The sequence below is a fragment of the Streptomyces sp. NPDC021115 genome (genome assembly GCF_044333065.1).
GTDB lineage: Bacteria > Actinomycetota > Actinomycetes > Streptomycetales > Streptomycetaceae > Streptomyces.
Genome location: NZ_JBIRQF010000003.1, coordinates 809,376 through 833,775, shown reverse-complemented (window position 1 = coordinate 833,775; position 24,400 = coordinate 809,376). Strand labels below are relative to the sequence as shown.

The 24,400-nt window shown below is 72.3% G+C and carries 20 protein-coding genes; 9 read left to right on the top strand and 11 right to left on the bottom strand.

Going from position 1 to position 24,400, the window contains the following annotated elements; translation table 11 throughout:
* Nucleotides 1-73 precede the first annotated feature (73 nt).
* Nucleotides 74-1,576 (top strand): AlkA N-terminal domain-containing protein, encoded by a 1,503-nt coding sequence (locus ACH4TL_RS13715; protein WP_398327203.1) that lies wholly within the window; start codon nt 74-76, stop codon nt 1,574-1,576.
* Between the two features lie 4 nt (nt 1,577-1,580).
* Here ACH4TL_RS13715 and ACH4TL_RS13710 read toward each other — a convergent pair whose 3' ends face one another.
* Together ACH4TL_RS13710 and ACH4TL_RS13705 are read right to left on the bottom strand one after the other, a co-directional pair.
* Nucleotides 1,581-1,964, bottom strand: coding sequence for a tautomerase family protein (locus ACH4TL_RS13710; RefSeq protein WP_398327200.1), 384 nt, complete (start codon nt 1,962-1,964; stop codon nt 1,581-1,583).
* Between the two features lie 103 nt (nt 1,965-2,067).
* Complete coding sequence (locus tag ACH4TL_RS13705; protein ID WP_398327197.1) at nt 2,068-4,002, bottom strand: FUSC family protein; 1,935 nt, start codon at nt 4,000-4,002, stop codon at nt 2,068-2,070.
* Between the two features lie 501 nt (nt 4,003-4,503).
* Between ACH4TL_RS13705 and ACH4TL_RS13700 the strand changes: the two genes are divergently transcribed.
* From ACH4TL_RS13700 to ACH4TL_RS13685, 4 genes are all read left to right on the top strand, one after another.
* Complete coding sequence (locus ACH4TL_RS13700) at nt 4,504-5,736, top strand: NAD(P)/FAD-dependent oxidoreductase (protein WP_398327194.1); 1,233 nt, start codon at nt 4,504-4,506, stop codon at nt 5,734-5,736.
* Nucleotides 5,737-5,828: 92 nt separating this feature from the next.
* Nucleotides 5,829-7,295, top strand: coding sequence for a polyprenol phosphomannose-dependent alpha 1,6 mannosyltransferase MptB (gene mptB / locus ACH4TL_RS13695; RefSeq protein WP_398327191.1), 1,467 nt, complete (start codon nt 5,829-5,831; stop codon nt 7,293-7,295).
* A complete protein-coding gene (locus ACH4TL_RS13690; protein ID WP_398327188.1) occupies nt 7,292-8,530 on the top strand; it encodes a glycosyltransferase 87 family protein in 1,239 nt (412 codons plus the stop codon). Before mptB ends, ACH4TL_RS13690 begins: the two co-directional genes overlap by 4 nt.
* An 11-nt stretch (nt 8,531-8,541) precedes the next feature.
* A complete protein-coding gene (locus tag ACH4TL_RS13685; RefSeq protein ID WP_398327185.1) occupies nt 8,542-9,555 on the top strand; it encodes a YbhN family protein in 1,014 nt (337 codons plus the stop codon).
* Between the two features lie 23 nt (nt 9,556-9,578).
* On the opposite strand, the gene ACH4TL_RS13680 is transcribed toward ACH4TL_RS13685, so the two are convergent.
* Nucleotides 9,579-10,703, bottom strand: coding sequence for a CapA family protein (locus tag ACH4TL_RS13680; protein WP_398327182.1), 1,125 nt, complete (start codon nt 10,701-10,703; stop codon nt 9,579-9,581).
* Nucleotides 10,704-10,863: 160 nt separating this feature from the next.
* On the opposite strand from ACH4TL_RS13680, the gene ACH4TL_RS13675 reads away from it, so the two are divergent.
* Nucleotides 10,864-12,915, top strand: a complete 2,052-nt coding sequence (locus ACH4TL_RS13675; protein WP_398327179.1) for a phosphocholine-specific phospholipase C — start codon at nt 10,864-10,866, stop codon at nt 12,913-12,915.
* Nucleotides 12,916-12,963: 48 nt separating this feature from the next.
* Here ACH4TL_RS13675 and ACH4TL_RS13670 read toward each other — a convergent pair whose 3' ends face one another.
* The 4 genes from ACH4TL_RS13670 to ACH4TL_RS13655 form a co-directional block, all read right to left on the bottom strand.
* Nucleotides 12,964-13,935 (bottom strand): antibiotic biosynthesis monooxygenase, encoded by a 972-nt coding sequence (locus ACH4TL_RS13670; RefSeq protein WP_398327177.1) that lies wholly within the window; start codon nt 13,933-13,935, stop codon nt 12,964-12,966.
* A 4-nt stretch (nt 13,936-13,939) separates the two neighbouring features.
* Entirely contained in the window at nt 13,940-16,657 is a 2,718-nt protein-coding gene (locus ACH4TL_RS13665; protein WP_398327174.1) for a molybdopterin-dependent oxidoreductase, read from the bottom strand.
* Nucleotides 16,654-17,481: an FAD binding domain-containing protein gene (locus tag ACH4TL_RS13660; RefSeq protein ID WP_398327171.1), complete on the bottom strand. Its 828-nt coding sequence runs from the start codon at nt 17,479-17,481 to the stop codon at nt 16,654-16,656. Before ACH4TL_RS13660 ends, ACH4TL_RS13665 begins: the two co-directional genes overlap by 4 nt.
* A gap of 139 nt (nt 17,482-17,620) precedes the next feature.
* On the bottom strand, nt 17,621-18,517 hold the full coding sequence (locus ACH4TL_RS13655; protein WP_398327168.1) for an AraC family transcriptional regulator: 897 nt from the start codon (nt 18,515-18,517) through the stop codon (nt 17,621-17,623).
* Between the two features lie 138 nt (nt 18,518-18,655).
* Between ACH4TL_RS13655 and ACH4TL_RS13650 the strand changes: the two genes are divergently transcribed.
* The 3 genes from ACH4TL_RS13650 to ACH4TL_RS13640 are packed head-to-tail and all read left to right on the top strand — an operon-like array spanning nt 18,656 to nt 20,973.
* Nucleotides 18,656-19,237 carry a non-oxidative hydroxyarylic acid decarboxylases subunit B gene (locus ACH4TL_RS13650; RefSeq protein WP_398327165.1) on the top strand — a complete coding sequence of 194 codons (582 nt, stop codon included), beginning with the start codon at nt 18,656-18,658 and terminating at the stop codon, nt 19,235-19,237.
* A gap of 33 nt (nt 19,238-19,270) precedes the next feature.
* A complete protein-coding gene (locus ACH4TL_RS13645) occupies nt 19,271-20,695 on the top strand; it encodes a non-oxidative hydroxyarylic acid decarboxylases subunit C (protein ID WP_398327162.1) in 1,425 nt (474 codons plus the stop codon).
* A 29-nt stretch (nt 20,696-20,724) separates the two neighbouring features.
* Complete coding sequence (locus ACH4TL_RS13640) at nt 20,725-20,973, top strand: non-oxidative hydroxyarylic acid decarboxylases subunit D (RefSeq protein WP_398327159.1); 249 nt, start codon at nt 20,725-20,727, stop codon at nt 20,971-20,973.
* A gap of 5 nt (nt 20,974-20,978) precedes the next feature.
* Here the strand turns inward: ACH4TL_RS13640 and ACH4TL_RS13635 are convergent, their stop codons facing one another.
* From ACH4TL_RS13635 to ACH4TL_RS13620, 4 genes are read right to left on the bottom strand one after another with little or no spacing between them, the layout of a single operon-like run.
* Nucleotides 20,979-22,214 (bottom strand): cytochrome P450, encoded by a 1,236-nt coding sequence (locus tag ACH4TL_RS13635; protein ID WP_398327156.1) that lies wholly within the window; start codon nt 22,212-22,214, stop codon nt 20,979-20,981.
* 34 nt (nt 22,215-22,248) lie between these two features.
* Nucleotides 22,249-23,442 carry an NAD(P)/FAD-dependent oxidoreductase gene (locus tag ACH4TL_RS13630; protein WP_398327153.1) on the bottom strand — a complete coding sequence of 398 codons (1,194 nt, stop codon included), beginning with the start codon at nt 23,440-23,442 and terminating at the stop codon, nt 22,249-22,251.
* On the bottom strand, nt 23,439-23,639 hold the full coding sequence (locus ACH4TL_RS13625) for a ferredoxin (RefSeq protein WP_398327150.1): 201 nt from the start codon (nt 23,637-23,639) through the stop codon (nt 23,439-23,441). Before ACH4TL_RS13625 ends, ACH4TL_RS13630 begins: the two co-directional genes overlap by 4 nt.
* Nucleotides 23,636-24,325 carry a TetR/AcrR family transcriptional regulator gene (locus ACH4TL_RS13620; RefSeq protein ID WP_398327147.1) on the bottom strand — a complete coding sequence of 230 codons (690 nt, stop codon included), beginning with the start codon at nt 24,323-24,325 and terminating at the stop codon, nt 23,636-23,638. Before ACH4TL_RS13620 ends, ACH4TL_RS13625 begins: the two co-directional genes overlap by 4 nt.
* Nucleotides 24,326-24,400: the final 75 nt, after the last annotated feature.

The following is a 24,400-nucleotide window of genomic DNA, read 5'->3' as shown; positions in this document are numbered from 1 at the left end:
CCTGCTTCCAGGGGAGCGTCATGTCCGTTTTCCGCCAGCGCACCGCTCCCTTATGGCGCACAGTGGGGGTGTGATGAGCGAAGACAGCATGTACGAGGCGGTGTGCAGCCGTGATGCGCGCTTCGACGGGGAGTTCTTCTTCGCCGTCGCCACCACCGGGATCTACTGCCGGCCGAGCTGCCCGGCGACCACGCCGCACCGCAAGAACGTGCGCTTCTTTCCGACCGCGGCCGCGGCGCAGGGCGGGGGCTTCCGGGCCTGTCGGCGGTGTCGGCCCGACGCGGTGCCCGGGTCCGCCGAGTGGAACGCGCGGGCGGACGCCGTCGGGCGGGCCATGCGGATGATCGGGGACGGGGTGGTCGACCGGGAGGGCGTGGCCGGGCTGGCGGCGCGGCTGGGGTACAGCGCGCGGCAGGTGCAGCGGCAGCTGGGCGCCGAGCTGGGGGCCGGGCCGGTCGCGCTGGCCCGCGCGCAGCGCGCCCACACGGCGCGGATCCTGTTGCAGACGACGGACTTGCAGGCCGCGGAGATCGCGTTCGCCGCGGGGTTCGCGAGTGTGCGGCAGTTCAACGACACCATCCGGGAGATCTACGCCGCCACCCCGACCGAGCTGCGCGCCGCCCGCCCGGGCCGGGCCTCCCGGTTCGGGCCGGTGGGGCGGCGGGCGGCGGGGGCCGCTTCGGCCGGGGTGCCGCTGCGGCTCGCGTACCGGGGTCCGTACGCGACCGCTGAGGTGTTCGGCTATCTGGCCCGCCGCGCGCTCACCGGTGTGGAGGAGGTCGTGGGCGAGCCCGGCGACCGCACCTATCGGCGCACGCTGCGGCTGCCGCACGGCTGCGGTGTCGTCGAGGTCGACGAGCGCCCCGGTGACGGGTGGCTGGAGTGCCGGCTGCACCTGACCGAGCTGCGCGATCTGACCACCGCCACCCAGCGGATCCGCCGCCTGTTCGACCTGGACGCCGATCCGTACGCGGTCGCCGAGCGGCTGGGCGCCGAGCCCGCGCTGGCGCCGCTGGTGGCGGCGCGGCCCGGACTGCGTTCGCCGGGCGCGGCGGACGCGCATGAGCTGGCCGTCCGCGCCGTGCTCGGCCAGCAGGTGTCGGTCGCCGCGGGCCAGCGGCTGGGCAACGCCCTGGTCGCCGCGTACGGCACGCCCCTCGCGGAGCCCAGCGGCGGGCTCACCCATCTCTTCCCGGCCGCCGACGACCTCGCCGGCCGCGCGCTCGCGGACCTCGGCATGCCGGAGAGCAGGCGCGCGACCCTGCGCACGCTGGCCACCGCGCTCACCACCGGTGCGGTACGGCTCGACACCGGCGCCGACCGCGACCGGACCGAGAAGGAGCTGCTGGCGCTGCGCGGCATCGGCCCGTGGACGGCCGGGTACATCCGGATGCGGGCGCTGGGCGATCCGGATGTGCTGCTGGAGGGGGACGTCGCGGTACGGGCCGGGGCGCGCCGCGCCGGGGCGTACCTGGAGGACTCCGAGCGCTGGCGGCCGTGGCGTTCGTACGCGATGCACCACTTCTGGAACACCCCGAAGACCGCCCCGACCCCTGCCCCGGCCGCCCTGGCGTGACCCCTCATCCCGCGTACTGGGCCGCTCCGTAGCCGAAGGACCAGTCGATCGAGGTGTTCTCGGTCAGGGTGATGAACACATTGCGCGGCTCGGTCCCCGCGTACTCCTGGGCGAGTTCGGCGATCCGCCGGTACAGGGCCTGCTTCTGGGCGGGGGTGCGCCCGCAGCGCATGGTGATCGCGATGTACACGATGCCGTCGTCGCGGGGTACGCCGAGGTAGTCGTCGTAGCGCAAGGTGCTGCTGGTGCCGTCGTGGCTGGTCAGGACCTGGAACCGGTCGTCGGGCGGAAAGCCGATCGTCTCGGTCAGGGCGTCGTGCACGGCGCGGCCGAGCGCGTCGAGCCGATCGCCGTCGGCCCTCAGCGCGTCGATGCGGACGAATGGCATGTCAGCGGTCCTCCTCCGGTCGGGCTGATCTGACAGGTGACTGTACATACTAGTAGGTACAGCGCTCCAAACAGGTGGCCGGCAGCGCGCCGGCCAGGGCTGCCTACTTCGGCGCCAGTCGGCGGGCCCTGCGCAGTCCGGCGGTGACGTCCGCGAGGGTCGCGCAGTCGGTCACCGCCGCGCTCGCGGGCAGGACCAGGTCCGTCGGGGGCCTGCGGGCGGCGACGGCGTCGGCGAGGTCGGAGAGACCGGCGCGGAGGCGGGCGGCCAGTTCCGCGTCGGGGTAGGGCGCGCCCTGGTCGAGCCGGACACCGCACGCGGTGGCGGCGTCCACGATTTCCTCCAGCGCCGAGACCACCGGCGCCCAGGCCGCCAAGTCCCGCCCGAACGGCGGGTGTTCGGCGCTCGCCACCTCCACCGCGCGGCGCGCGTCGGCGAGGGCGCGATAGGCCTCGCGGCGCAGGCGCAGCTGCTCGGCGTAGGGCGCTTCGGCGGTCAGGACGCGGTCCAGGTGGTCGCGGGTGGCGCGGACGGCGAGGGAGAGGCGGACGGACACCTGGGCGCGCGGCCCGCCGAGCCCGGGCAGCGCGCCCGCGGCGAGGACGACCACACAGGCGAGCAGGGTGTCGGTGAGCCGGGTGTAGCCGGGGTCGGTGTCGCCACCGAGGTAGACGAGGGACAGCAGCAGCGGGGTGAGCACCGCCGTCTGGAGGGCGAAGTGGCGTACGGAGACGGGGATGAGCGCCGCGCACATCGCCGCCACCGCGACCGGCCACAGCGCGGCCACTCCGGTCGCCGGGCCGAGCAGGGTGGCGAGCACGCCGAAGACGGCCACGCCCACCGCGGTGCCGAAGGCGCGGGAGAGGGCGCGCGAGACCAGCGGGCCCATGTCGGGCTTGACCAGGAAGGTGGCGGTGGCCGGGAGCCAGTACCAGTGGTCGCCGGGGAGGGAGCGCGCGAGCACGGTGGACACGCCGACGCACAGGGCGACCCGGGCCGCGTACTCCCGTCCGGCCGGGCCGAGCATCCGGCGCAGCCGCTGCCGGGGGCCGGGTCCGACGGCGCCGACCGGGGGCGCGGGTTCGCCGTCGAAGACGCGGGCGGCGAGCAGGACCGCGCGGTGGACGGCGATGCTGCCCGCGGTGCTGGGTACGGGGGCGGGGAGGCGGCCCGGGGGCAGTCCGCTGCGTACGGAGCGGGCGAGCTGGGCGGGGGTGCGGGCGACCCGGGCGGGCAGGCGTTCGTTCTCCCACAGCAGGGTCAGCACGGCCTCGCTCAGCCCTCCGGCCACCGCGAGCCGGTCCCGCAGCCGCCGTTCCTCGTCGTCGGGGCGCTGCCAGGGGATGCGGTGGGCGTAGAGGGCTTCGTACGCGGTGTCGTACGCGGAGGTCAGCCGCCGCCGGGCGGCCTGGGCACCCTCGGTGCCGACGACCGTCATCAGGTCGCCGAGCGCGTCGTACACGGCGGCCACCGCGCCGCGTTCGTCGGGCCCGGGGGCGGCCGCCGGGCGGAACCGGTGGACCATGGGCAGCAGCGAGGCCATCACGATGACCCAGGTGGCGCCGACGAGCAGCATGCCCGCGCGCATCGGCGGGGGTTCGGGCAGCGGCATTCCGGCGCCCACCACGGCGAGCACCATGAGCTGCACCCCGGCCGCCGAGCACACCGGGCCGACGGCGCTGAGGGCGCCGGAGACGAGCCCGACGGTGGCCAGCGCGAGGGCGATCCACGGGCCGAGGCCGAGGGTGGCGAGACAGGCTCCGGTGAAGAGGCCGAGCGCTCCCGCGAGGGCCGGGAGCCCGATGCGTACGGTGCGGGTGCGGCGGGTGGCCGGGCGGTCGTTGATGTGCGCGAACATCGCGCCGAGGCCCGCGGTCACCCCGGCGGGTGTGTTGCCGGTGGCCACTCCGGCCGCCACCACCGGGCCCACGCCGAGCGCTCCGCGCAGCACCGCGGGCCACGGCACGGGTCCACGCAGGGCCCGCACCCCGCGCAGGGGGTGCGTCAGCCAGTCGGGCAGTGCGGCGAGCGCGCGCAAGGATCCTCCGTTTCCGGGTGGGTGGAGTCGTTCCGGGTGAGTGGGTCGGTGTCCTCGACGGTACGTGAGCGAAGGGGAGCTTTCGTAACTCGCGTGTTTCCGCCATGTGAGCCGGGGATGGTTGACAATCGACGGCGCCGGTGTGCGGGGCCGCGCGTCGAGCGGCGCAGACGGAGGCCATGCCGCCGATGCTTGGCGATGACCTGCCGCGATTGAATTTTGACCGGGTTTATTCGCGATATCGATCTGCTCGTGCACATGCCAGGCTCATATGTGACCCTCATTGGCCATCTTTGAACTCAGCGTGTTGTGCTGTGCACACAAGGCCAACTAGCCTCCGTGTCGCCGCCCGCAGAACGGTCGTTTACGCATCGCCCGACCCGACCCCCCAAGCGTGGAGAACTCCGTGCACGTGACGTTAGATCAGGACAGATGCGTGGCCTCGGGCCGGCGTCGGGCCGCCGCCGTCCGCCCCGGCCTGGCGACCGCCCAGGCCGACTCGTGAGCAGCCCGGGGAGCGTGGTCATCGTGGGCGCCTCGGTGGCGGGGCTCACCACCGCCGTCACCCTGCGCTCGCTGGGCTACGGGGGGCGGCTCACCCTGATCGGCGACGAGCCGCACACCCCCTACAACCGGCCGCCGCTGTCCAAGCAGATCCTGGCGGGCACCTGGGCACACGACCGGATCAAGCTCCGTACGGACGACGAACTGGACGCGCTCGACGCGGAGCTGCTGTTCGGCAGGTCCGCCACCGGGCTGGACACCATCGGCGAGCGGGTGCTGCTGGACGGCGGCGACAGCGTCCCGTACGACAGCCTGGTCATCGCCACCGGGGTCAGTCCGCGCAGCCTGCCCGACGCCCACCACCTGGCCGGGGTGCATCTGCTGCGCACCCTCGACGACGCGCTCGCGCTGCGCGCCGATCTCCAGCGCAGGCCCACGGTGGCGGTGGTCGGCGCGGGGTTCCTGGGCGCCGAGGCCGCCGCTGCGGCGCGCCGGATGGGGCTGGACGTGACCATGATCGATCCGCGTCCGGTGCCGATGCGGCGCCAGTTCGGCGACCGGATCGCGGGGCTCGTCGGGCAACTGCACCGGGACAACGGCGTGTCCATGCGCTGCGGCACCGGGGTGACCCGGTTCCTCTCGGCCGGGGGCCATGTCACCGGGCTCGAACTGACCGACGGGACGGCGCTCCGAGCGGATCTCGTCGTGGTCGCCATCGGCGCGGTCCCCTCGGTCGGCTGGCTGACCGGGTCAGGGCTGGCCTTGAGCAACGGCGTGGAGTGCGACGCCGCCTGCCGGGCGGCACCGGGCATCTACGCGGCCGGTGACGTCGCCTCCTGGTACAACGAGCACTTCGGCGCCCGCATGCGGCTGGAGCACCGGCTGAACGCGACCGAGCAGGCCCACGCCGTCGCCCGCAATCTGCTCGGCGACGACCGGCCGTTCGCCCCCGTACCGTACTTCTGGACGGACCAGTACGACGCCCACATCGAGGCGTACGGCATCTTTCCGGCCGACGCCGAACTCGCCGTGCTCCACGGCGAGCTGGGCAACCGCGCCTTCGTGGTCGCCTATGGCCACCGGGGGCGGGTGGTGGGGGTGCTGGGCTGGAACAGCCCGCGTGAAGTGCTCGAATCCCGCCGACTGGTGGCCGCCAAGGCACCCTGGTCGTCGATCGAGGAGGGCGCTTCCCTGGTCCCCGACGGCGTGGGAGCGCTCGCCGGGGCCTAGCGAACCCGGGGTGTCCTGCCGACACCTCACGGTCAGCCATCGGTGACCGCGACGTCACGTTTCGGCCATACGTCGCGGCAAGTGTGGGGCGGGTGCTGGTCCGTCGTGTTCTCGTCCAAGGTGTCGCCATCGCTCCGCACCACTGCCGGCTTCTCGGGTTCGCGGGCTCGGTCGCCCTCGCCGCGGGAGGCGCGACGGCCGGAGCGCTGCCCGTGGGGGATGCCCTCACCCCGGATTCCGGAAGAGCGGCGCTCGGTCTGGTCAGCACCTATTTCGGACTGGTGTTGCTGGTGGCGGCCTGGTGGTGGCTGGGGCGCGAGGTGCGCGGCCCGCGGCCGCCCGGACTCCGCAGCCTGCTGGTGACGCTCGCCACCTGGGCGGCCCCGCTGCTGCCCACTCCCCCGCTGTTCAGCCGGGACGTGTACAGCTACCTCGCCCAGGGGGCGATGGTGCACGCGCGCATCGACGTCTACACCCATGGCCCGGTACGGCTCGGCGGACCGATCGCGGCCGAGGTGGCACCGGTGTGGCAGCACACGCCCACCCCGTACGGCCCGGTCTCGCTGGCCTTCGAGAGTGCCATCGCCCACGCGTCGCGCGCCGAACTTCCCCTGGGCGTCTTCGGGTTGCGGCTGATGGCGCTGCTCGGGGTGGCGCTGATGGTGCTCGCCCTGCCCGTGCTGGCCCGCCGCTGCGGCACCGACCCGGGAGCCGCGCTGTGGCTGGGCGGGCTCAACCCGCTGTTGCTGCTGCATCTGGTGGGCGGGGCGCACAACGACGCGGTGATGCTGGGGCTGCTCGGCGCCGGACTGGTGGCCGCGACCGGCCGGTGGCCCGCCTGCGGGGCCGTCCTGGTCACGCTCGCCGCCCTGGTCAAGGCGCCCGCCGCGCTGGGGCTGCTGGCGGTGGCCTCGCTGTGGGCGCGCCGGATGACGGGCCGGAGGCGACGCGTCGGGGTCGTCCTCGCGACGGGCGCGCTGGCGCTCGTCACCACGGGCGTGGCCACGGCCGTCACCGGCACCGGCTACGGCTGGATCGGGGCCCTGTCCACCCCCGCGTCCCCCGGCAACTGGGCGCTGACCAGCGCCCTCGGCCGGGCCACCGGAGCGCTGCTGCACGCACTCGGCAGCGGTCTGGCGCCGCTGGCCACCCCGGCGTGGCAGGCGGTGGGGCTGCTCGCCACCGCGGTCGCGGTGGTGGTCCTCTGGCTGCGGCCGCCACGCCGCGGCCCGCTGTACGCACTGGGGCTGAGCCTGACCGCGGTGGCCGCGCTCGGCCCGGCGATCCGGCCCTGGTATCTGCTGTGGGGGCTGTTCCTGATCGCCGCGGCGGCGCCGAGCGGCGCGGTGCGCCGCGTGGTGGCCGGGGTGAGCGGGGTGCTGGCCCTGGCCGTGCTGCCCAGCGGCTTCGCCCCGGATTCGCGGCAGCTCACCTTCGCGGTGTGCGGTGGCGCGCTGGCGGTGTGCGTGCTGTGGTGCGCCCGGTGGGCGCCGGGGTTCGCCGCCGGGCCTGGGCTGTCCCCGGCGAAGGGCGCGCACTGGCCGGAGCGTTCGGCATGACGGGGCCCACCACGACCCGCGGACAGCTGCTGCTGGCGGCCGGTGTCACCACGGCCGCGGCGCTCTTCCTGGCGTTCGTCCCGCTGCACCGGGACTGGTTCGACCTGGGTGTCTACTACGGGGCCGTCGGCCAGTGGCTGCACGACGGCCACATCTACGACTTCACCACCCCGGGCGCGGACGGGGCGGACTACGGCTTCACCTATCCGCCGTTCGCGGCCCTGTGCATGCTGCCGATGACGCTGCTGAGCTGGCCGGAGGCGGTCGGCGCCAGCATGCTGCTCAACGTGGCCGCCTCCGGGGTCCTGCTGGCCTGGCTGATCGGGCCGGTCGTGCGCCGACAGGGCTGGAACATGTGGTTCGCCCTCACCGTGGCGGGCTGTCTGTTCTCGCTGCTGGAGCCGGTCCGGGACACCTTCAGCTTCGGGCAGGTCAATCTGCTGCTGCTGGTCCTGGTGCTGCTGGACGCCCGGCTGCTGGCCACCGGGTACGGCCGCTACGCCGGGTACGGGACCGGTCTCGCCGCCGCCGTCAAACTCACCCCGGCGATCTTCATCGTCTATCTGGTGGTCACCCGGCGGTGGCGGGCCGCCGCCGTCGCCACGGCCACCGCGGTCGGCGCCACGCTGCTGGCCGTGTGCGCGGCGCCCGGCGCCTCCCGGGTGTACTGGACCGAGGCGCTGTGGGACACCGACCGCATCGGGGTGCTGTCGTACGTCTCGAACCAGTCGTGGGAGGGCGTGCTGGCACGGCTCGTGGCCCCGGTGGAGCCCAGCGGGGCGATCTGGGCGGCCGGGGTGCTGGCCCTGCTGGCGGTGTGGGCGTACCGGGTGCGGCAGGCGGCCGCCGTGGGCGACGAACCGGCGGGCTACGCCCTCACCGGCATCGCCGCCTGCCTGATCAGCCCGATCACCTGGGTGCACCATCTGGTGTGGCTCATCCCGGCGCTCGTCGTGCTCGCCGAATCGGGGCTGCGGCCGGACACGCCACCGCAGCGGCGGCGGACGCTGCTGAGGACCGCCGCGGTGATCTACGTGATCCTGTGCAGCAGCCTGGTGTGGCTGTGGCGGTTCGACGCGACCGGCGTGACCGGCTTCCTCGGCAGCAACGCGTACGTGTGGATCTGCCTCGGGCTGCTGCTGGCGCTGCCGCTGCGGGAGGCGGCGCCGGGCGCGGCCCCGGTGCCCGCCCCGGCGCAGCGGTCGGCCCCGGCCGGGCGCCCGGCGACGGGATAGGGGTGGAGTCGATGCCGCACACCGTGCCCATACGGCAACCAGCGGCACCCGTACCGGAGACGCCGCGACAGGACACCCCGCCGCGCCGCTGGCACCGGCGGCTTCCGCTGCGCCAGGTCCTGTGTCTGGTACCGCTGGTCGCGGTGGCCGTGTGGGTGGTCCAGCACCGGTCGCTGATCGGCTCCGGGGCCCGTCAGATGCTCACCGCCGATCCGTGGTGGCTGCTGGCGGCGGTCGCGACGACGGGTCTGGGCTGGGTCGCGGTGTCGTTCGCCCGGCAGGGCACGGTGCTCGAACGGCTTCCGGCCCGGCGGCTGTTCGCCACCCAGTTCGCCGCGGGCGCCGCCAACCATCTGCTGCCGTCGGGGATCGGGGCGAGCGCCGTCAACATCCGCTTCATGACGGGCTGCGGGCTGACCTCAGCCCGCTCCTCGGCCGCGCTCGCCCTGTACTTCCTGGCGGAGGCCGTCACCCGGGTCATGCTGCTGTTCGTGCTGCTCACCGCCTTCCCGGAGGCGCTGCGCATCGGCCCGCTGCTGCCGGAACGGACCGCCGGTCTGGTGGTGTGGGCGGCGGTGACGGGGGCGGTCGTCGTGGTGGCGGGGCTGCTGCTGATCGGCCGGGTGCGCCGGGTCATCCGTGACTTCCTGCGCACCGCGCTGGCCGACGCCCGCTCCCTGCATCTGCGGCCGTCGCGGGCGCTGGCCCTGTGGGGCGGTTCGCTGGCGTTCCCGCTGCTCCAGGCCTCCGGTCTGGTGGCGGTGGCGCTCGCGCTGGAGCTGGACGTGTGGCCGCCGCATGTGATGCTCGCCTATCTGGCCGCCTCGGCGGTGGCCGCTCTGGTCCCGTCTCCCGGTGGCATCGGCTCGGTCGACGCGGCGCTGGTGATCGCGCTGGTCGCGGCGGGTGCGCCGGTCGGGGCCGCCACCTCCACGGTGCTCGCCTACCGCTTCATCACGCTGTGGCTTCCACTGGTGCCGGGCGCGCTGGTGCTGGGCGCCCTGGTGCGTTCCAAGGTTCTCTGAGGCCGCGTCCGGGACTTGTCGGCTCAGGGCTCGGCCGGGTGCGCGGTGAGCACGTCGTCGGGCCCGAGGGCGATACGGGTGCGGGTGCCCAGGGCGGAGCCGGTGCGGCCGAGGGTGCGGGCGAGCCAGGCGGCGTCCTCGTGCGGGGCGCGGCACAGCCGCATCCGCCGGGCCTGGAAGACCACCATGCGCAGGCCCAGCAGCGCGCCGGTGTCCGGCCGCAGCGTGGCGAAGTACAGCAGCCGCAGGTCGTCCCGGTAGCGCTCGTAGCCGCCGATGCCCTCGTAGTCGTCGATGAGGTCGCCGCAGCCGTAGAGCACCAGCTTGCCGCGGTAGATCTCCAGGGGGCGGGGGTGGTGGGAGGAGTGGCCGTGGACGAGGTCCACACCGCCGTCGATCAGTGCGTGGGCGAACCGCATCTGGTCCTCGGGGACGGCGTATCCCCAGTTGCTGCCCCAGTGGATCGAGACCACCGCGATGTCGCCGGGCCGCTTGAGCTGCCGTACCCGGCGGGTGAGCGCGGTGGCGTCGTCGGCCGCGTGTTCGGACACCACGTCGACCCCTGACCGGTCGTCGCTCGCCGCCCAGCCGGGCGGGATGCCGCTGGAGGCGGTCCCGCAGCCGAAGACCAGGACGCGCCGGTGGTCACCGGCCGGGACGGCCGCGGGACGGCGGGCCTCCCGCATGTCCCGGCCCGCGCCCGCCGCCCGGATCCCGGCGGCGGCCAGGGTGTCGAGGGTGTCGTCGAGGCCGGTCCTTCCGCCGTCCAGGACGTGGTTGTTCGCCAGGACGCAGACATCGGGGCGGGCCACGGCAAGACCGGGGAGGTTGGCGGGGCTCATCCGGTAGTGGATCTCCTTGCCGGGCGCGAACGCGCCGCCGCGGGTGATGCTCGTCTCCAGGTTCACCACCCGGACGTCCGGAGCCGCCCGGTCCAGCACCGGCAGCGCCTCTCCCCACGGCCAGGCGAAGCCCGCGGGCCGCGGGATCGGGCCGCTCGCCTCCTCCACCAGCTCGACGTACGCCCGGGAGTCGCGGACGTACGGCTCGCGCAGCGCCGGATCGCCGGGGTGGGGCAGGATCTGGTCGACTCCGCGGCCCAGCATCACATCGCCGCAGAGGAACAGCGTCACCGCGTCCCCGCGCATACCTCCACGTTAGTCCGTGGACGGCCGTGAATGCCGCGACCAAGGTTCAACTAGGCTTTTCCGCCGTTTCTTCCAGGCGCCGTTGTGCCCGTCGACCGGGCGGACGACACTTCCCCGGTTCCCCCGCTCCACTTCGGACGCCTCAGGAGACCGGATTCTCATGACATCCATGGACCGTCGAAGATTCATGCAACTGGCCGGTGTCACCACGGCCCTGCCCCTGCTGTCCACGAGCATCGCGCGCGCCGCGGAGATCCCGGCGAACCGCCGCACCGGCAGCCTGCGGGACGTGGAGCACATCGTGGTCCTGATGCAGGAGAACCGCTCCTTCGACCACTACTTCGGCACCCTGCGCGGGGTGCGCGGGTTCGGCGATCCGCGGCCGGTGGGCCTGCCCAGCGGCGGGACGGTGTGGCACCAGTCGGACGGCACCAGGGACATCCTGCCGTTCCGGCCCGACGCCGACGACCTGGGCCTGCAGTTCCTCCGGGACCTGCCGCACGGCTGGGGCGACACCCACACCGCGGTCAACGGCGGCGCGTACGACAAGTGGGTGCCCGCCAAGTCGGCCACGACGATGGCGTACCTCACCCGTGAGGACATCCCGTTCCACTACGCGCTGGCCGACGCGTTCACCATCTGCGACGCGTACCACTGCTCGTTCATGGGCTCCACCGACCCCAACCGCTACTACATGTGGACCGGTTACACCGGCAACGACGGGACGGGCGGCGGCCCGGTGCTCGACAACGCGGCGGCCGGATACGGCTGGACGACGTATCCGGAGCGGCTGGAGAAGGCCGGGGTGTCCTGGAAGATCTACCAGGACATCGGCGACGGCCTGGACGCCAAGGGCCGCTGGGGCTGGACCGACGACGCCTTCCGCGGCAACTACGGCGACAACTCGCTGCTGTACTTCAACCAGTACCGCGATGCCGCGCCCGGCGACCCGCTCTACGACAAGGCCCGCACCGGCACCGACGCCCGCAAGGGCGAGGGCTACTTCGACCAGCTGACGGCGGACGTGAAGGCCGGGAAGCTGCCCCAGGTGTCCTGGATCGCGGCGCCCGAGGCGTTCACCGAGCACCCCAACTGGCCCGCGAACTACGGCGCCTGGTACCTGGCCCGGGTGCTGGACGCGCTGACCTCGAACCCCGAGGTGTGGAGCAGGACCGCGCTGCTCATCACCTACGACGAGAACGACGGCTTCTTCGACCACATCGTGCCGCCGTACGCCCCCTCCCCCGGGCGGGGCGCGTCGACCGTGACCACGAACGGCGAGCTGTTCGCCGGCTCCTCCTCGCAGGTGGCCGGCGCGTACGGGCTGGGGCAGCGGGTCCCGATGCTCGTGGTGTCGCCGTGGAGCAAGGGCGGTTACGTCTGCTCGCAGACCCTCGACCACACCTCGATCCTGCGGTTCATCGAGCGGCGGTTCGGCGTCGCGGAGCCCCACATCTCGCCGTGGCGGCACGCGGTGTGCGGCGATCTGACCACGGCGTTCGACTTCGGGCGCACCGACCCGAGCGTCCCGGCCATGCCCGACACCAGCGGCTACCTGCCGAAGGACCACAACCGGCACCCCGACTACGTGCCCGCGGTCCCCGCCACCCCCGCGCTGCCCCGGCAGGAGTCCGGGCGGCGCCCCAGCAGGCCGCTGCCGTACGACCTGGCCGCCGATGCCATCGTGGGCGACGGCGCCCTGCGCATCGACTTCGCCAGCCACGGCCGGGCGGGCGCCCACTTCCACGTCACCTCCCGGAGCCATCCGGACGGGCCGTGGGGGTACACCGTCGAGGCGGGCAAGCGGCTGTCCGGCGAGTGGCGCGCGGCGCCGGGCAAGGGCGGCTACGACGTCGAGGTGCACGGTCCCGACGGCTTCCAGCGGCGGTTCGCCGGTCCGCTCACGGGTGAGAACCCGCAGGTGAGCGCGGTGCACAACGGCAGGACCGGGCAGCTCAGGCTGACCCTCGCCAACCCGGGCAGCGGCACGGTGCGGCTCACCGTCGAGGACGGCCATCTGGGCGGGCAGGCGGACACCTACCGGCTGCGCCCGGGCGCGCGGGTGACCCACACCGCGGATCTGCGCCGCAGCCACCAGTGGTACGACCTGACGGTGGTGTCCGACCACGACCCCACCTTCGTACGCAGGCTCGCGGGCCATGTCGAGACCGGCCGCGCGGGACTGAGCGACCCCGGGCTCGCCACCGGCTGAACCACCCGTCCCCCGGGCTCGTGCCACGAGCCCGGGGGACGCGCCGGATCAGGGCAGTGTCCAGATCTGGGTCGTCACGACGTAGAAGACAGCCGCCCAGAACACCATCACCGCGGCGACGATGCCGAGGCCGACGAGGTTGGTCTTCATAGGCGACGCGTCCGGTGACGGTCGCAGCCACCGCTTGAGCAGCCGGTTCACGTAATAGGGCATCGTGACGAAGCTCATGATGAAGCTCGACAGCAGATTGCCCAGCAGCAGCCCGATCCAGATCGGCAGCTTCAGCGGTGACAGGGCGAGCGTCAGCAGCACGACGGTCGGGTACAGGCCGACCCAGACCGCGACGGCGGTCTTGGTCTCGGAGGGTGGCGGCGCTTCCTTGCCGTTCTCCTCGAAGGCGAACCAGCTGCCGAAGGAATTGTCGATGGTGCGCAGCTTGAAGTCCTTGAACTTCTCGCCCTCGGCAAGGGCTTCCCGCCGATGGTCCGATGTCAGCCAGGCATCGAGGTGCTCGGCGGTATCGAACCGGTACAGCGTGGTCCACTCCTCCTGAAGTCCCTCGATCGGCCGGAACAGCTCGGTTCCGCGGAACCCCTCGAACGCGCTCTCCTTCTGGTTCAGGCGGCGCTGCCACTCGAGGAAGCCGTCGACGTGCTCCGGGGCGACGCGATGGGTGACCACCACCGTGACCAGTGGATCAGCGGGCCGCTCACCGCCGCTGATGACCTGCTGGGTTGCCGGACCGTCGAAGTACTGGCTGCCGCTGTCGAGAAAGCTCTGCCGGGTCGCGCAGTTCATCCACGCCTGCAAGTGGGCGATCGAATCGAAGCGGTAGACGACGACCCAGTCGGGCTGCACGGCCGTCGGCGGGGAGATCTCGGCGCCCAGGTATCCGGGGTAGCCGGCGGCCGCGTTGTTGACGTCCCGCTGCCACGATTCGTACTCCCGCTCCAGCCCGGGCTGGACCTTCTGACCGATGATGACCGTCGCCGCGGAGCCGTCAGGGTTTTCGGTGTTCATCGTCTCACTCCCTCGGCACCGACTGGTCCTCGCCGAGCCGCCGGTAGATCCGTTCCGGAGTCAGGGGCAGCGCGCGGTGGCGTACGCCCGTGGCGTCATGGAGCGCGTTCGCCAGCGCGGGGGCCACCGGGTTGATGCAGCATTCCGCGATGCCCTTCGACCGCAGGGGCCCGAAGGAATCGACGGAATCCACCAGGAGCACTTCGGTGCGGGGGATGTCGGCGTAGGTGGGAATGCGGTAATTGCGGAGGTTCGGGTTGGCCACGGCGCCGTCCGCGTCGATGTGGTGACGCTCGGTCAGCGCGAAGCCGATCCCCTGGGCGACCCCGCCTTCCACCTGGCCCCGGACCTGCGCGGGGTTGATGACGACGGCGGCGTCGGTCGCCTGGACGCTGCGCAGGACGCGGATCTCACCCGTCACCCGGTGGACCGCGATGCGGAACCCGTGGGCGTTGGAGGTGACGCTGCGCGGTGAGCCGTACGCCTTGCGGGCCGCGGTGAACCGGATGCCGCGCGCCCGGGCCGACGCGACGAGTTCGTCCAGCGATACGTACCGGTCGCCGGAGACGACGCCCCCGTCGTCCAGCGAGCAGGTCGCGGGATCGGCCCCCAGGTGTGCGGCGGCGAAAGCGAGGATGCGGTCGCGGACGGCCTCGGCCGCCCGGAGTACCGCGTTGCCCGCCACGAAGAGACCCGCGCTCGCGAAGGCACCGGTGTCGAATCCCGTGCGGTCGGTGTCGGATTGCACCAGCCGGATCCGCGACGGCGTCGTGCCCAGCCGGGCGGCCGCGATCTGGACATGCGCGGTCGAGGTGCCCTCGCCGAATTCGACCGTCCCGATGGCCAGCTCGTACACCAGGTCGTCGCCGAGGGTGACCCAGGCCTCCGAGATGTGCTCGGTCGGTGGCGCGGTCTCGTGCAGGGAACTCGCGACGCCGGTACCGAGCAGCCACCCGGGGCCCGGGGGCGGCTCGTCGACGGTACGGGCCATGGCGTCATCCACCAGATCGAGGCACTTCACGACCCCGTCCTCGCCGTACACCACGTCATCGGGGCCCTCCTGCATGGCGACGAGCGGTTCGCCCGGCCGCACGGCGTTGCGCCGCCGCAGCTCGATCGGATCGATGTGCAGGGCGCGCGCCAGTTCGTCCATCGCCGATTCCACGGCGAACGCCGGTTGGGTCATCCCGTAGCCGCGCAGCGCCCCGCTCGGAACGGTGTTCGTGTAGACGGAGAACGCGTCGTACTTCTTGTTGGGGCAGCGGTAGATCATGACGGCGGCGCCGCCCGCGAACAGCGTTTCGCCGCCGTGGTTGCCGTAGGCGCCCGTGTTCGCCACATTGCGGACCTGGAGCGCCGTGAGCGTCCCGTCCGCCTTCGCGCCGAGGGTGACCGTCAGCGTCATCGGATGCCGTGTCGAAGCGGTGGTGAACTCCTCCTCACGGGTGTACTCGAAGCACACGGGCCGTCCGGTGTCCAGAGCGGCGAGCGCCACCAGATCCTCCGAGATCACTTCCTGTTTGCCGCCGAAGCCACCGCCGACGCGCTTGCAGAACACCCTGAGCTGGTCCGGACGCAGCGCGAAGAGATAGGCGATTTTGGACTTCGCGATGGACGGCGACTGCGAACTGGTGCGGACGTTCAGGTGGCCGTTCTCCATCCAGGCGATCGAACCATGGGTTTCGAGATGCGCGTGCTGCACGCGCGGTGAGAAGTACGTGCCTTCGTGGATCACCTCGGCCTCGGCGAAGCCCCTACCGACGTCCCCGATGTGTGAATGGATCTCGAACAGAACGTTGTGGACGGGGTCGCGGACGAAGGGATCGTCCGAGTCGTGGATTTGTGGCGCTCCCTCGGTCATCGCCTCTTCGGGGTCGAACACCGGCGGCAGCACCTCGTAGGCGACGGAGACCTTCCGGCAGCCCTCTTCCGCCGCCCTGACCGAATCGGCCAGCACGGCGACCACACGCTGGCCGACGAAGCGCACCGTATTGTCGAGAATGAAGGTGTCGTCCGGATCGACGAGATGGTCGGTGTGGATCGCCGTGGTGAAACGCTTGCGCGGCACATCCTCCCAGCTGTAGACCCGGTGCACGCCGGGAACGGCGAGTGCGGCCGCCTTGTCGATCGAGACGATCCGGGCATGCGCGTGCGGTGAGTGCAGCACCTTCAGGTGCAGCATGCCGTCGATATGGGTGTCCATCGTGAATTCGGCGTGGCCGGTCACCACCTCGTCGGCCGCCGGTGCGCCGACGCTTTTGCCGACGGCCTCTCCCGGTGCGGCTTTCTCCACTCCGGCGACGCCCTTCACGGCGTCCTCGATTCCCCGATAGCCGGTGCAACGGCACAGGTTGCCCTTCAGTGCCCGCGGCAGGTCTTCCTTCTGGGCCTCGGTGAGCGCCGCCGACGTCATGATCATCCCCGCGGTGCAGAAGCCGCACTGGAATCCCGGCGCGTCGCGGAACTGCCGCTGCATCGGATGCAGATCGCCGGGCGCCCCGAGCCCCTCGATCGTCGTCACTTCGAGGCCGTCCGCGCGGAACGCGGGGGTGATGCAGCTGTGTACCGGCTCGCCGTTCAGCCACACCGTGCACGCGCCGCAATCGCCCGCGTCGCAGCCCTTTTTGACGCCATGGTGGCCGAGTGAGCGGAGGAAGGTGCGCAGGCACTGACCGGGTTCCGGCTCGTCGTCGAAGGTCTTGCCGTTCACGATGTACGTCACACCGGGCCCCCAGCGATGAGTTCGCGGCGAATCTCTTCGGCGAAGTGCTGTGTCAGATGGCGGCGGTGGTCGGGGGTCCCATTGGGATCCGCGAACCAGACGCCTGCGGGGACGTCCTCGATACTCCGCCGCAGACTCCGGGCGTCGGGCATGGTGTCGAAGGCGATGCGCACGGGCCGGTCGGTACCGGCGGTGATGGTGAGCGACAAGTCGCTCGTGCCCGGCGTTTGCGTACCGACGAGGAATACCGTTGAACGGCCGAGTCGGGTCAGCGAGAAGCGGCGGTGCCCCTGGCGCTTCCTCAGCGCGTGGGCCGGAATGTGGATACGCCGCAGAATTTCCCCGGGACCGAGGACGTTCCGATTGTTGCCGGTCACGAAGTCGAGGGCGTCGACGTTTCGTGCCGTCCCGTCAGGAGCCCACAGTTCGTACCGCGCCTCGAGTGCGACCGTCAACGTGATCATCGGCCCGGCGGGCAGCGACAGACAGATGTTTCCGCCGACTGTCGCCGAATTCCAGACTTTGAACGAGGACAAGAACGCCTCGCAGCTCTTCGCCAGCAGACTGCCCGCGGCCCAGTCATCCGGCGGGGCAAAGGCATGAAGGTCGCGGATGGTACAGGTGGCGCCCACGTCGAGACCCGTGTCACTCGGGACAAGGGAATTCCAGTGCAGCCCTGTCAGATCGATCAGGCGGCGCAGGCCCGGCTGCTCCACGGAATACAGCCAGGTGCCGCCGGCGAGCCAGGCGTCACCTTCTCGCCAGTCCACGCCTGGTCCGGAGGACGGTCGCCGTATCACTTCGGTGATGGTGTTGAGGTCCATGGGAAGTGATCTCCCTTACGGCGGACGCAAACACTTCTCTCCAGCGTATCGCTGAACCGGTGACCCGCCCGAGTTGCGGAACTCGGGGAAAGGTGCTGGGCCGTTATGGAGGTGAGGGAATCGCCGTGCCTTTCCCGTCTCAGCTCTCCGGGGTGCGGGCACCCGAGGCGCGGGTCCGGAAGCCCGCCGGGGTCTCGCCCGCCCGGCGGCGGAAGAACTTGGTGAACACGGTGGCGTCCGGGAAGCCGAGCCGCTCCCCGATGGCGGTGGCGGACAGCTCGGTGTGCACCAGCAGCCGCTTCGCCTCCAGCAGCACCCGGTCGTCGATGAACCGCTTGGCACCGCAGCCGACGGCGGCGCGGGTGGCGCGGGTCAGGGTGCGGACGCTGTAGCCCAGCCGGGCGGCGTAGTCCTCCACCCGGTGCGTACGGGCGAAGTCGCGCTCCACCGCCCGCCGGAACCGCCGGAACGCCTCGCTGCCCGCGTCGCGGTCGCCCTCCGCGCCCGGCAGATGTGCCAGCCGCAGCACGAGCACGGCCACCAGGTGGCGCACCACCTCGACATGGGCCTCCAGCGGCCCGGCCATCGCCCGGTACTCGCTCTCCAGCAGCTCCCGCGCGGCCCGTACCGCCTTCCCGGCTTCCCCTTCGGGGACGAGGGGCGACTGCCACCCGTAACCGTGCAGCCGGGCGGCCTCCGCGGTGGCCGCGCCCAGATAGCCGGACGGGAAGAGCACCACGGTGCCCGCTGCGGCGGTGAGGTCGGAGCGGAACTGCTGGACCTGGCCGGGGCGCACCCACATCCAGCTGCCCTCGGTCAGCTGGTGCTCCGTGAAGTCCACCGAACAGCGCAGCATCCCGGAGCGCACGGTGATGAGCTGGTGGAAGCTGAGCCGCAGCGGGGCGTAGGCGTCGAGGTCATGGCCGCGGGCGCGGTCGAGCAGCCCGGCGAAGTCGAGGACCGCCGCTCCCGGCGGCACTCCCACGGAGGGCCGGAACGGTACCTCGGTGACCTCAGCGTGTCCGTTTCTGTCCATAGCGCGTCTTCAGTGTACGGCCGTGGACCACCAGACCGCATCTAGCGTGGAGTACGGACCGAGGGCGCGGTGACCGAAAGAGTCGACGCCCGCCATATGTCAGCAAGCGAGCCGAGAGAGCCGAGGGAGAGTGCCGCCGTGCGATTGATCGTGGGCATGACAGGAGCCACGGGTGCCGTGTTCGGCATCCGGCTGCTGGAGGCGCTGGCCGAACTGCCGGAGGTGGAGACCCACCTGGTGCTCAGCCGCTGGGCCCGGACCACGATCGAGCTGGAGACCGGCCGGTCCGCCCGCGAGGTGGCCGCGCTCGCCGACGTCACGCACTCCCCCGAGAACCAGGGCGCCACGATCTCCTCCGGCTCCTTCCGGACCGACGGCATGGTCATCGCGCCGTGCTCGATGAAGACGCTCGCCGGGATCCGCGCGGGCTACGCCGAAGGGCTGGTCGCCCGGGCCGCCGACGTGGTCCTCAAGGAGCGGCGCAGGCTCGTCCTGCTGCCGCGGGAGACCCCGCTCAGCGACATCCATCTGGAGAACATGCTCGCGCTGTCCCGGATGGGGGTGCGGATGGTGCCGCCCATGCCCGCCTTCTACAACCACCCGCGGTCGGTGGACGACATCGTCGACCACATCACGGCCCGCCTGCTCGACCAGTTCGGCCTGCCCGCGCCCACCGCCACGCGCTGGGGCGGCATGCGCGCCGCGCGCGTCCCTTCGTAGAGCCGCGCGCATCTCTTCATGAAAGGAGTCCCCATGGCCTATGACGACCTCCGCGGCTTCCTCGATGCCCTCGAGAAGGAGGGCCAGCTGCTGCGCGTCCCCGACGAGGTGATGCCCGAGCCGGACATCGCGGCCGCCGCCAACGCCGCCCCACGGCTGGGCGACCACGCCCCCGCGCTGTACTTCGACAACGTCAGGGGCTTCACCGACGCGCGCATCGCGCTCAATGTGCACGGCTCCTGGGCCAATCACGCGCTCGCCCTCGGCCTGCCCAAGGAGACCGGCACCAAGGAGCAGGTCGAGGAGTTCATCCGCCGCTGGGACGCCTTCCCGGTCGCCCCGGAGTGGCGCGAGGACCCGCCATGGGCCGAGAACACCCTGGAGGGCGAGGACGCCGACATCTTCCGGGTGCTGCCGCTGATCCGGCTCAACGACGGCGACGGCGGCTTCTACCTCGACAAGGCCGCGGTCGTCTCCAAGGACCCCGCCGACCCCGAGCACAGCGGCAAGCAGAACGTCGGCATCTACCGCATCGAGGTCAAGGGCAGGCGGCGGCTGGCGATCCAGCCGGTGCCGATGCACGACATCGCGCAGCACCTGCACACCGCCGAGGAGCGCGGCGAGGACCTGCCGGTGGCCATCACGCTCGGCAACGAGCCGGTGATCTCCATCGTGGCCTCCACCCCGATGGAGTACGACCAGAACGAGTACGAGCTGGCCGGTGCCCTGCGCGGCGCGCCCGCCCCGGTCGCGAAGGCCCCGCTCACCGGGCTGCCCGTGCCGTGGGGCAGCGAGGTGGTGGTCGAAGGGGTCATCGAGGGCCGCAAGCGGGAGATCGAGGGGCCGTTCGGCGAGTTCACCGGACACTACTCCGGCGGCCGCACCATGCCTGTCATCCGCATCGACCGGATCTCGTACCGCACGCGCCCGGTGTTCGAACACCTCTACCTCGGCATGCCGTGGACCGAGGTGGACTACCTGATCGCCGCCAACACCTGCGTACCGCTGTACAAGCAGCTCACCCGGGACTTCCCCGAGGTCCAGGCCGTCAACGCGATGTACACCCACGGGCTGGTCGTCATCGTCTCCACCAAGAAGCGGTACGGCGGCTTCGCCAAGGCCGTCGGCATGCGGGTGCTGACCACCCCGCACGGCCTCGGCTACGCCGCCACCGTGATCGTGGTGGACGAGGACGTCGACCCGTTCAACCTGCCGCAGGTGATGTGGGCGCTGTCCACCAAGATGAACCCGGACGGCGATCTGGTGCAGGTCCCGGGCCTCCCGGTGCTCGAACTGGCCCCGCAGGCCCGTACGCCCGGCATCACCGACAAGCTCGTCATCGACGCCACCACCCCCGTCTCCCCCGACGACCGCGGCAACTACGGCACCCAGGTGCGCGATCTGCCGGAGGCGGCCGCGTGGCTGACCCGGCTCCAGCAGCTCGCCGCCGCCCGCTGACGGCACCCACCACACCGAAAGGACCCCAGATGTCCACCACCCCACCCCTGTGCCCGCGCTGCACCCACGAGACGATCGAGCACATCTTCGACTCGCCGGTCCCCGGCGTCTGGGAAGTGCTCCAGTGCGGGCGGTGCCTCTACATGTGGCGCACCAGCGAACCCGCCCGCCGCACCCGGCGCGACGCCTATCCCGAGGCGTTCATGATGACGCCCGGGGACATCGACGCCGCGCCGGAGGTACCGGCCGTCCCGCCGCTGCGGACACCGGCGGCCTGATACGGCTACCAGGTGACGGGGAGCGCGTGGACCCCGTAGATCACCGCGTCGTACTTGAACGGCACCTGCTCCAGGTCCGTCGCCAGGCGCAGCGTGGGGATGCGGCGCAGCAGGGTCGGGTAGAGCACCTGGAGTTCCATGCGGGCCAGCGGCTGGCCGAGGCAGTGGTGGGTGCCCGACCCGAACGCCTGGTGGCCGCGGGCGTCGCGGGCGATGTCCAGCCGGTCCGGGTCGGGGAAGACGGACGGGTCCCGGTTGGCCAGTTCGCCGAGCAGGATCACGCCCTCACCGGCCCGGATGGTGCGGCCGGCGATCTCGATGTCCTCCAGCGCCGTACGGCGGCGTCCGAGGTGGACGACGCTGAGGTAGCGCAGGAGTTCCTCCACGGCGGAGGCGACCACCTTGGGGTCGTCGGTGTCGCGGACCCGGGCCAACTGCTCGGGGTGTTCGAGCAGCAGCAGCGTCCCCAGGGTGATCATGTTGGCGGTGGTCTCGTGGCCGCCGAGGAGCAGCAGCACACCCATCGCGACCGCCTCGCGGCGGGTCAGCGCCCCGGCCTTGATCTGCTTGCCGAGGCTGGAGAGCAGATCGTCCCCCGGCTCGGTGAGCTTGGTGTCCACGAGCTGTTCCAGGTAGGCGCCCAGATTGCCGTGCGCGGTCTGCCGCTCCTGGGGCGTGGCCACGGCGGAGACGAGCACCTTGCTGTTGGTCTGGAAGAACTCGTGGTCCTCGTAGGGGACGCCGAGCAGTTCGGAGATGACCAGGGACGGGACCGGCAGGGCGAGGGCCTGGACCAGGTCGGCCGGGTTCGGACCGGCCAGCATGCGCGTGATGAAGTCGTCCACCATCTCCTGCACGACCGGGCGCATCGCCTCGACCCGCCTGATGGTGAAGGCGCCGCTGACCATGCGGCGCAGCCGGGCGTGCTCCGGGTCGTCCATCCCGACGAAGCTCAGGTCGGTGGCTCCGTGGTCGCCGCCCGAGTGGTCGACGGGGCTCGGGAAGCCGGGGTGGGAGAAGTCCGCGCTCAGCCGGGGGTCGGAGAGCAGCGCCTTCTGTTCGGCGTGGCTGGTAACCACCCACGGCGTGCTGTCGCCCCAGGACCGGACCCGGGTCAGCGGGCCCCACGCGGCCAGGCCGCGCAGCTCCGGGGACGGGTCGAAGGGGCAGGCGGCGGACCGCGGTTGGGGAAATGCGGGGATCTCGGCCGACGTGCCGTCGGCCACGGGTGCGGTGGTCATGGTCTTCCTCCGGTGGGCGTTCTGGGGTGGCCGGTCACGTTCCGACGGCGAGCGCCGCCACGGGCGGCTCGGCGAGCAGGGCCCCGCGGTGCAGCCGGGTCTGCTTGGGCATGTTCCAGCCGAGGACGCCGATGACCCGGCCGTGGCGGCGGTACTGGGCGACGAACCGGCGGTCCGTAACCGCGCCCTCCACGACGGCCATCTCGGCGTCGGTGGACGGCAGCCCGTGCACATGGATCTTGGCGTCGAACTGGTCGGTCCAGAAGTACGGAACGGGGGTGTACGGCTTCTCCTCGCCGAGGATGTTCCCGGCGACCGCGGCCGCCTGTTCGACGGCGTTGGTCCGGTTCTCCAGCCGCAGCGTGGCCCCGAGGCCGGTGTGGTGCCAGCGCGCCACGTCGCCCACGGCGTAGATCCCGTCCGCGGCCCGGCAGTACGCGTCGCACACGACCCCGTTGTCCAGGGTGAGGCCGCTGCCGGTGAGCCAGTCGGTCTCGGGGACGGCGCCGACCGCGATCACGACCACGTCGGCGGGCAGCACCTCGCCGTCGACGAGGCGTACACCGGCCACCCGGCCGCCCTGTGCCGTCAGTCCGTCGACCGCGGTGCCCAGCCGCAGCGCCACGCCCTGTTCGGCGTGGAGCTCGGCCAGCAACTCCGCTACCCGGGAGCCGAGTTGGGCGGCCATCGGGGCCGATTGGGGCCCGGCCAGGGTGACGTCCACGCCCAGGGACCGCGCGGTGGCGGCGATCTCGGCACCGAGCACCCCGTCGCCGACGACCACGGCCCGGGCCGCCGTCAGCAGGTCGGCCCGTAGCGCCGCCGCGTCGTCCAGCGAGCGCAGCACGTGGACTCCGGCCGGGCCCTCCTGCCCCGGCAGCGCCCGGGGGCGCACCCCGGTGGCGACGACCACGGCATCGGCCGCGAGGTCGCGCCCGGACGCGGTGCGCACGGTGCGCGCCGCGGCGTCCAGGGCGACGGCCGGATCGCCGAGGAGGAAGGTGGCGTCCAGCGCGTCCAGGGCCTCCTCGGTCCGCAGCCGGGCCCGCTCGGGCGCCCAGGCCCCGGCGAGCACCTGCTTGGACAGCGGCGGCCGGTCGTACGGCGCGTGCGGTTCGGCGCCCAGCACGGTGATGCTTCCCCGGTGGCCCTTGCGCCGCAGGGATTCGGCGGTGCCGAGCCCCGCGGCGGAGGCGCCGACGATCAGCACGCTCGACGGCGGGTTCATGAGGTCTCGTTCAGCTGTATCGCGAGGGTCGGGCAGACGCCCGCGGCCTCGCGGACCGCGGCGTGGCTGCCCTCGGCGGGCTCGGCGTCGAGCAGGACGACGATGCCGTCCTCGTCGCGCTGGTCGAACACCTCGGGCGCGAGCAGCACGCACTGACCAGCGGCACAGCACTTCTCTTCGTCGACGGTGACCTTCATGTGCGGTTCTCCTCGGGGTCCTTGGCAGTGGTACGGGGGGTGACGGGCGCGAGCAGCAGCCCGGTGATGGCGTCGGTCAGCGCGACGGCGGTGTCCTCCCAGGACGGCTGTCGCGTATGGCTTCCATCGGCGAGGGCGCGCTCGCGCTCGGCGCAGGTGTGGGTGATCAACTGGCGGGCCATGTCGCCGCGTTCGGCCCGTGTCTCGTCGGACAGGAAGCCGAGGCAGCCGCCCAGCTCGTGGAGGATGTCCCACAGGGGCTGCCGGGTCAGGGCCTCTTCGGTGACGATCGCGCGCAGCACGGGGTCGGTCATCACCTGGACGGCGAACCGGGCGTGCCAGGACGGGACGCCCAGCGTGGCCAGGTGCTCGGAGGCGGGCCGCACCAGGCAGGCGACCCAGTCCCGGACCTCCCGGCTGCCGCGGGTCTCGTCCAGCATCCGCTGCCGGATGGCGTCGATGGCCGCGGAGTGCTTGCCCATGATGGCGCGCACCAGATCCGCCCGGGTGCCGAAGTGGTAACCGACCGCGGCGACGTTGCCCTGCCCGGCCGCCTCGCTGATCTGCCGGTTGGACACCGCGACGAGCCCGTGTTCGGCGTAGAGCCGCTCCGCCGCGGCCATGATCGCCGCACGGGTCTCCGCGGCGCGCTCCGTATGCGCGGTCCTGCCCTGGACACCGGCCATCGTGACCTCCTCACCCGATCGCGACTCGATCGTGCTGGGCTGTGGAGGCCACGTTAAAACAGATGAATTAAATAA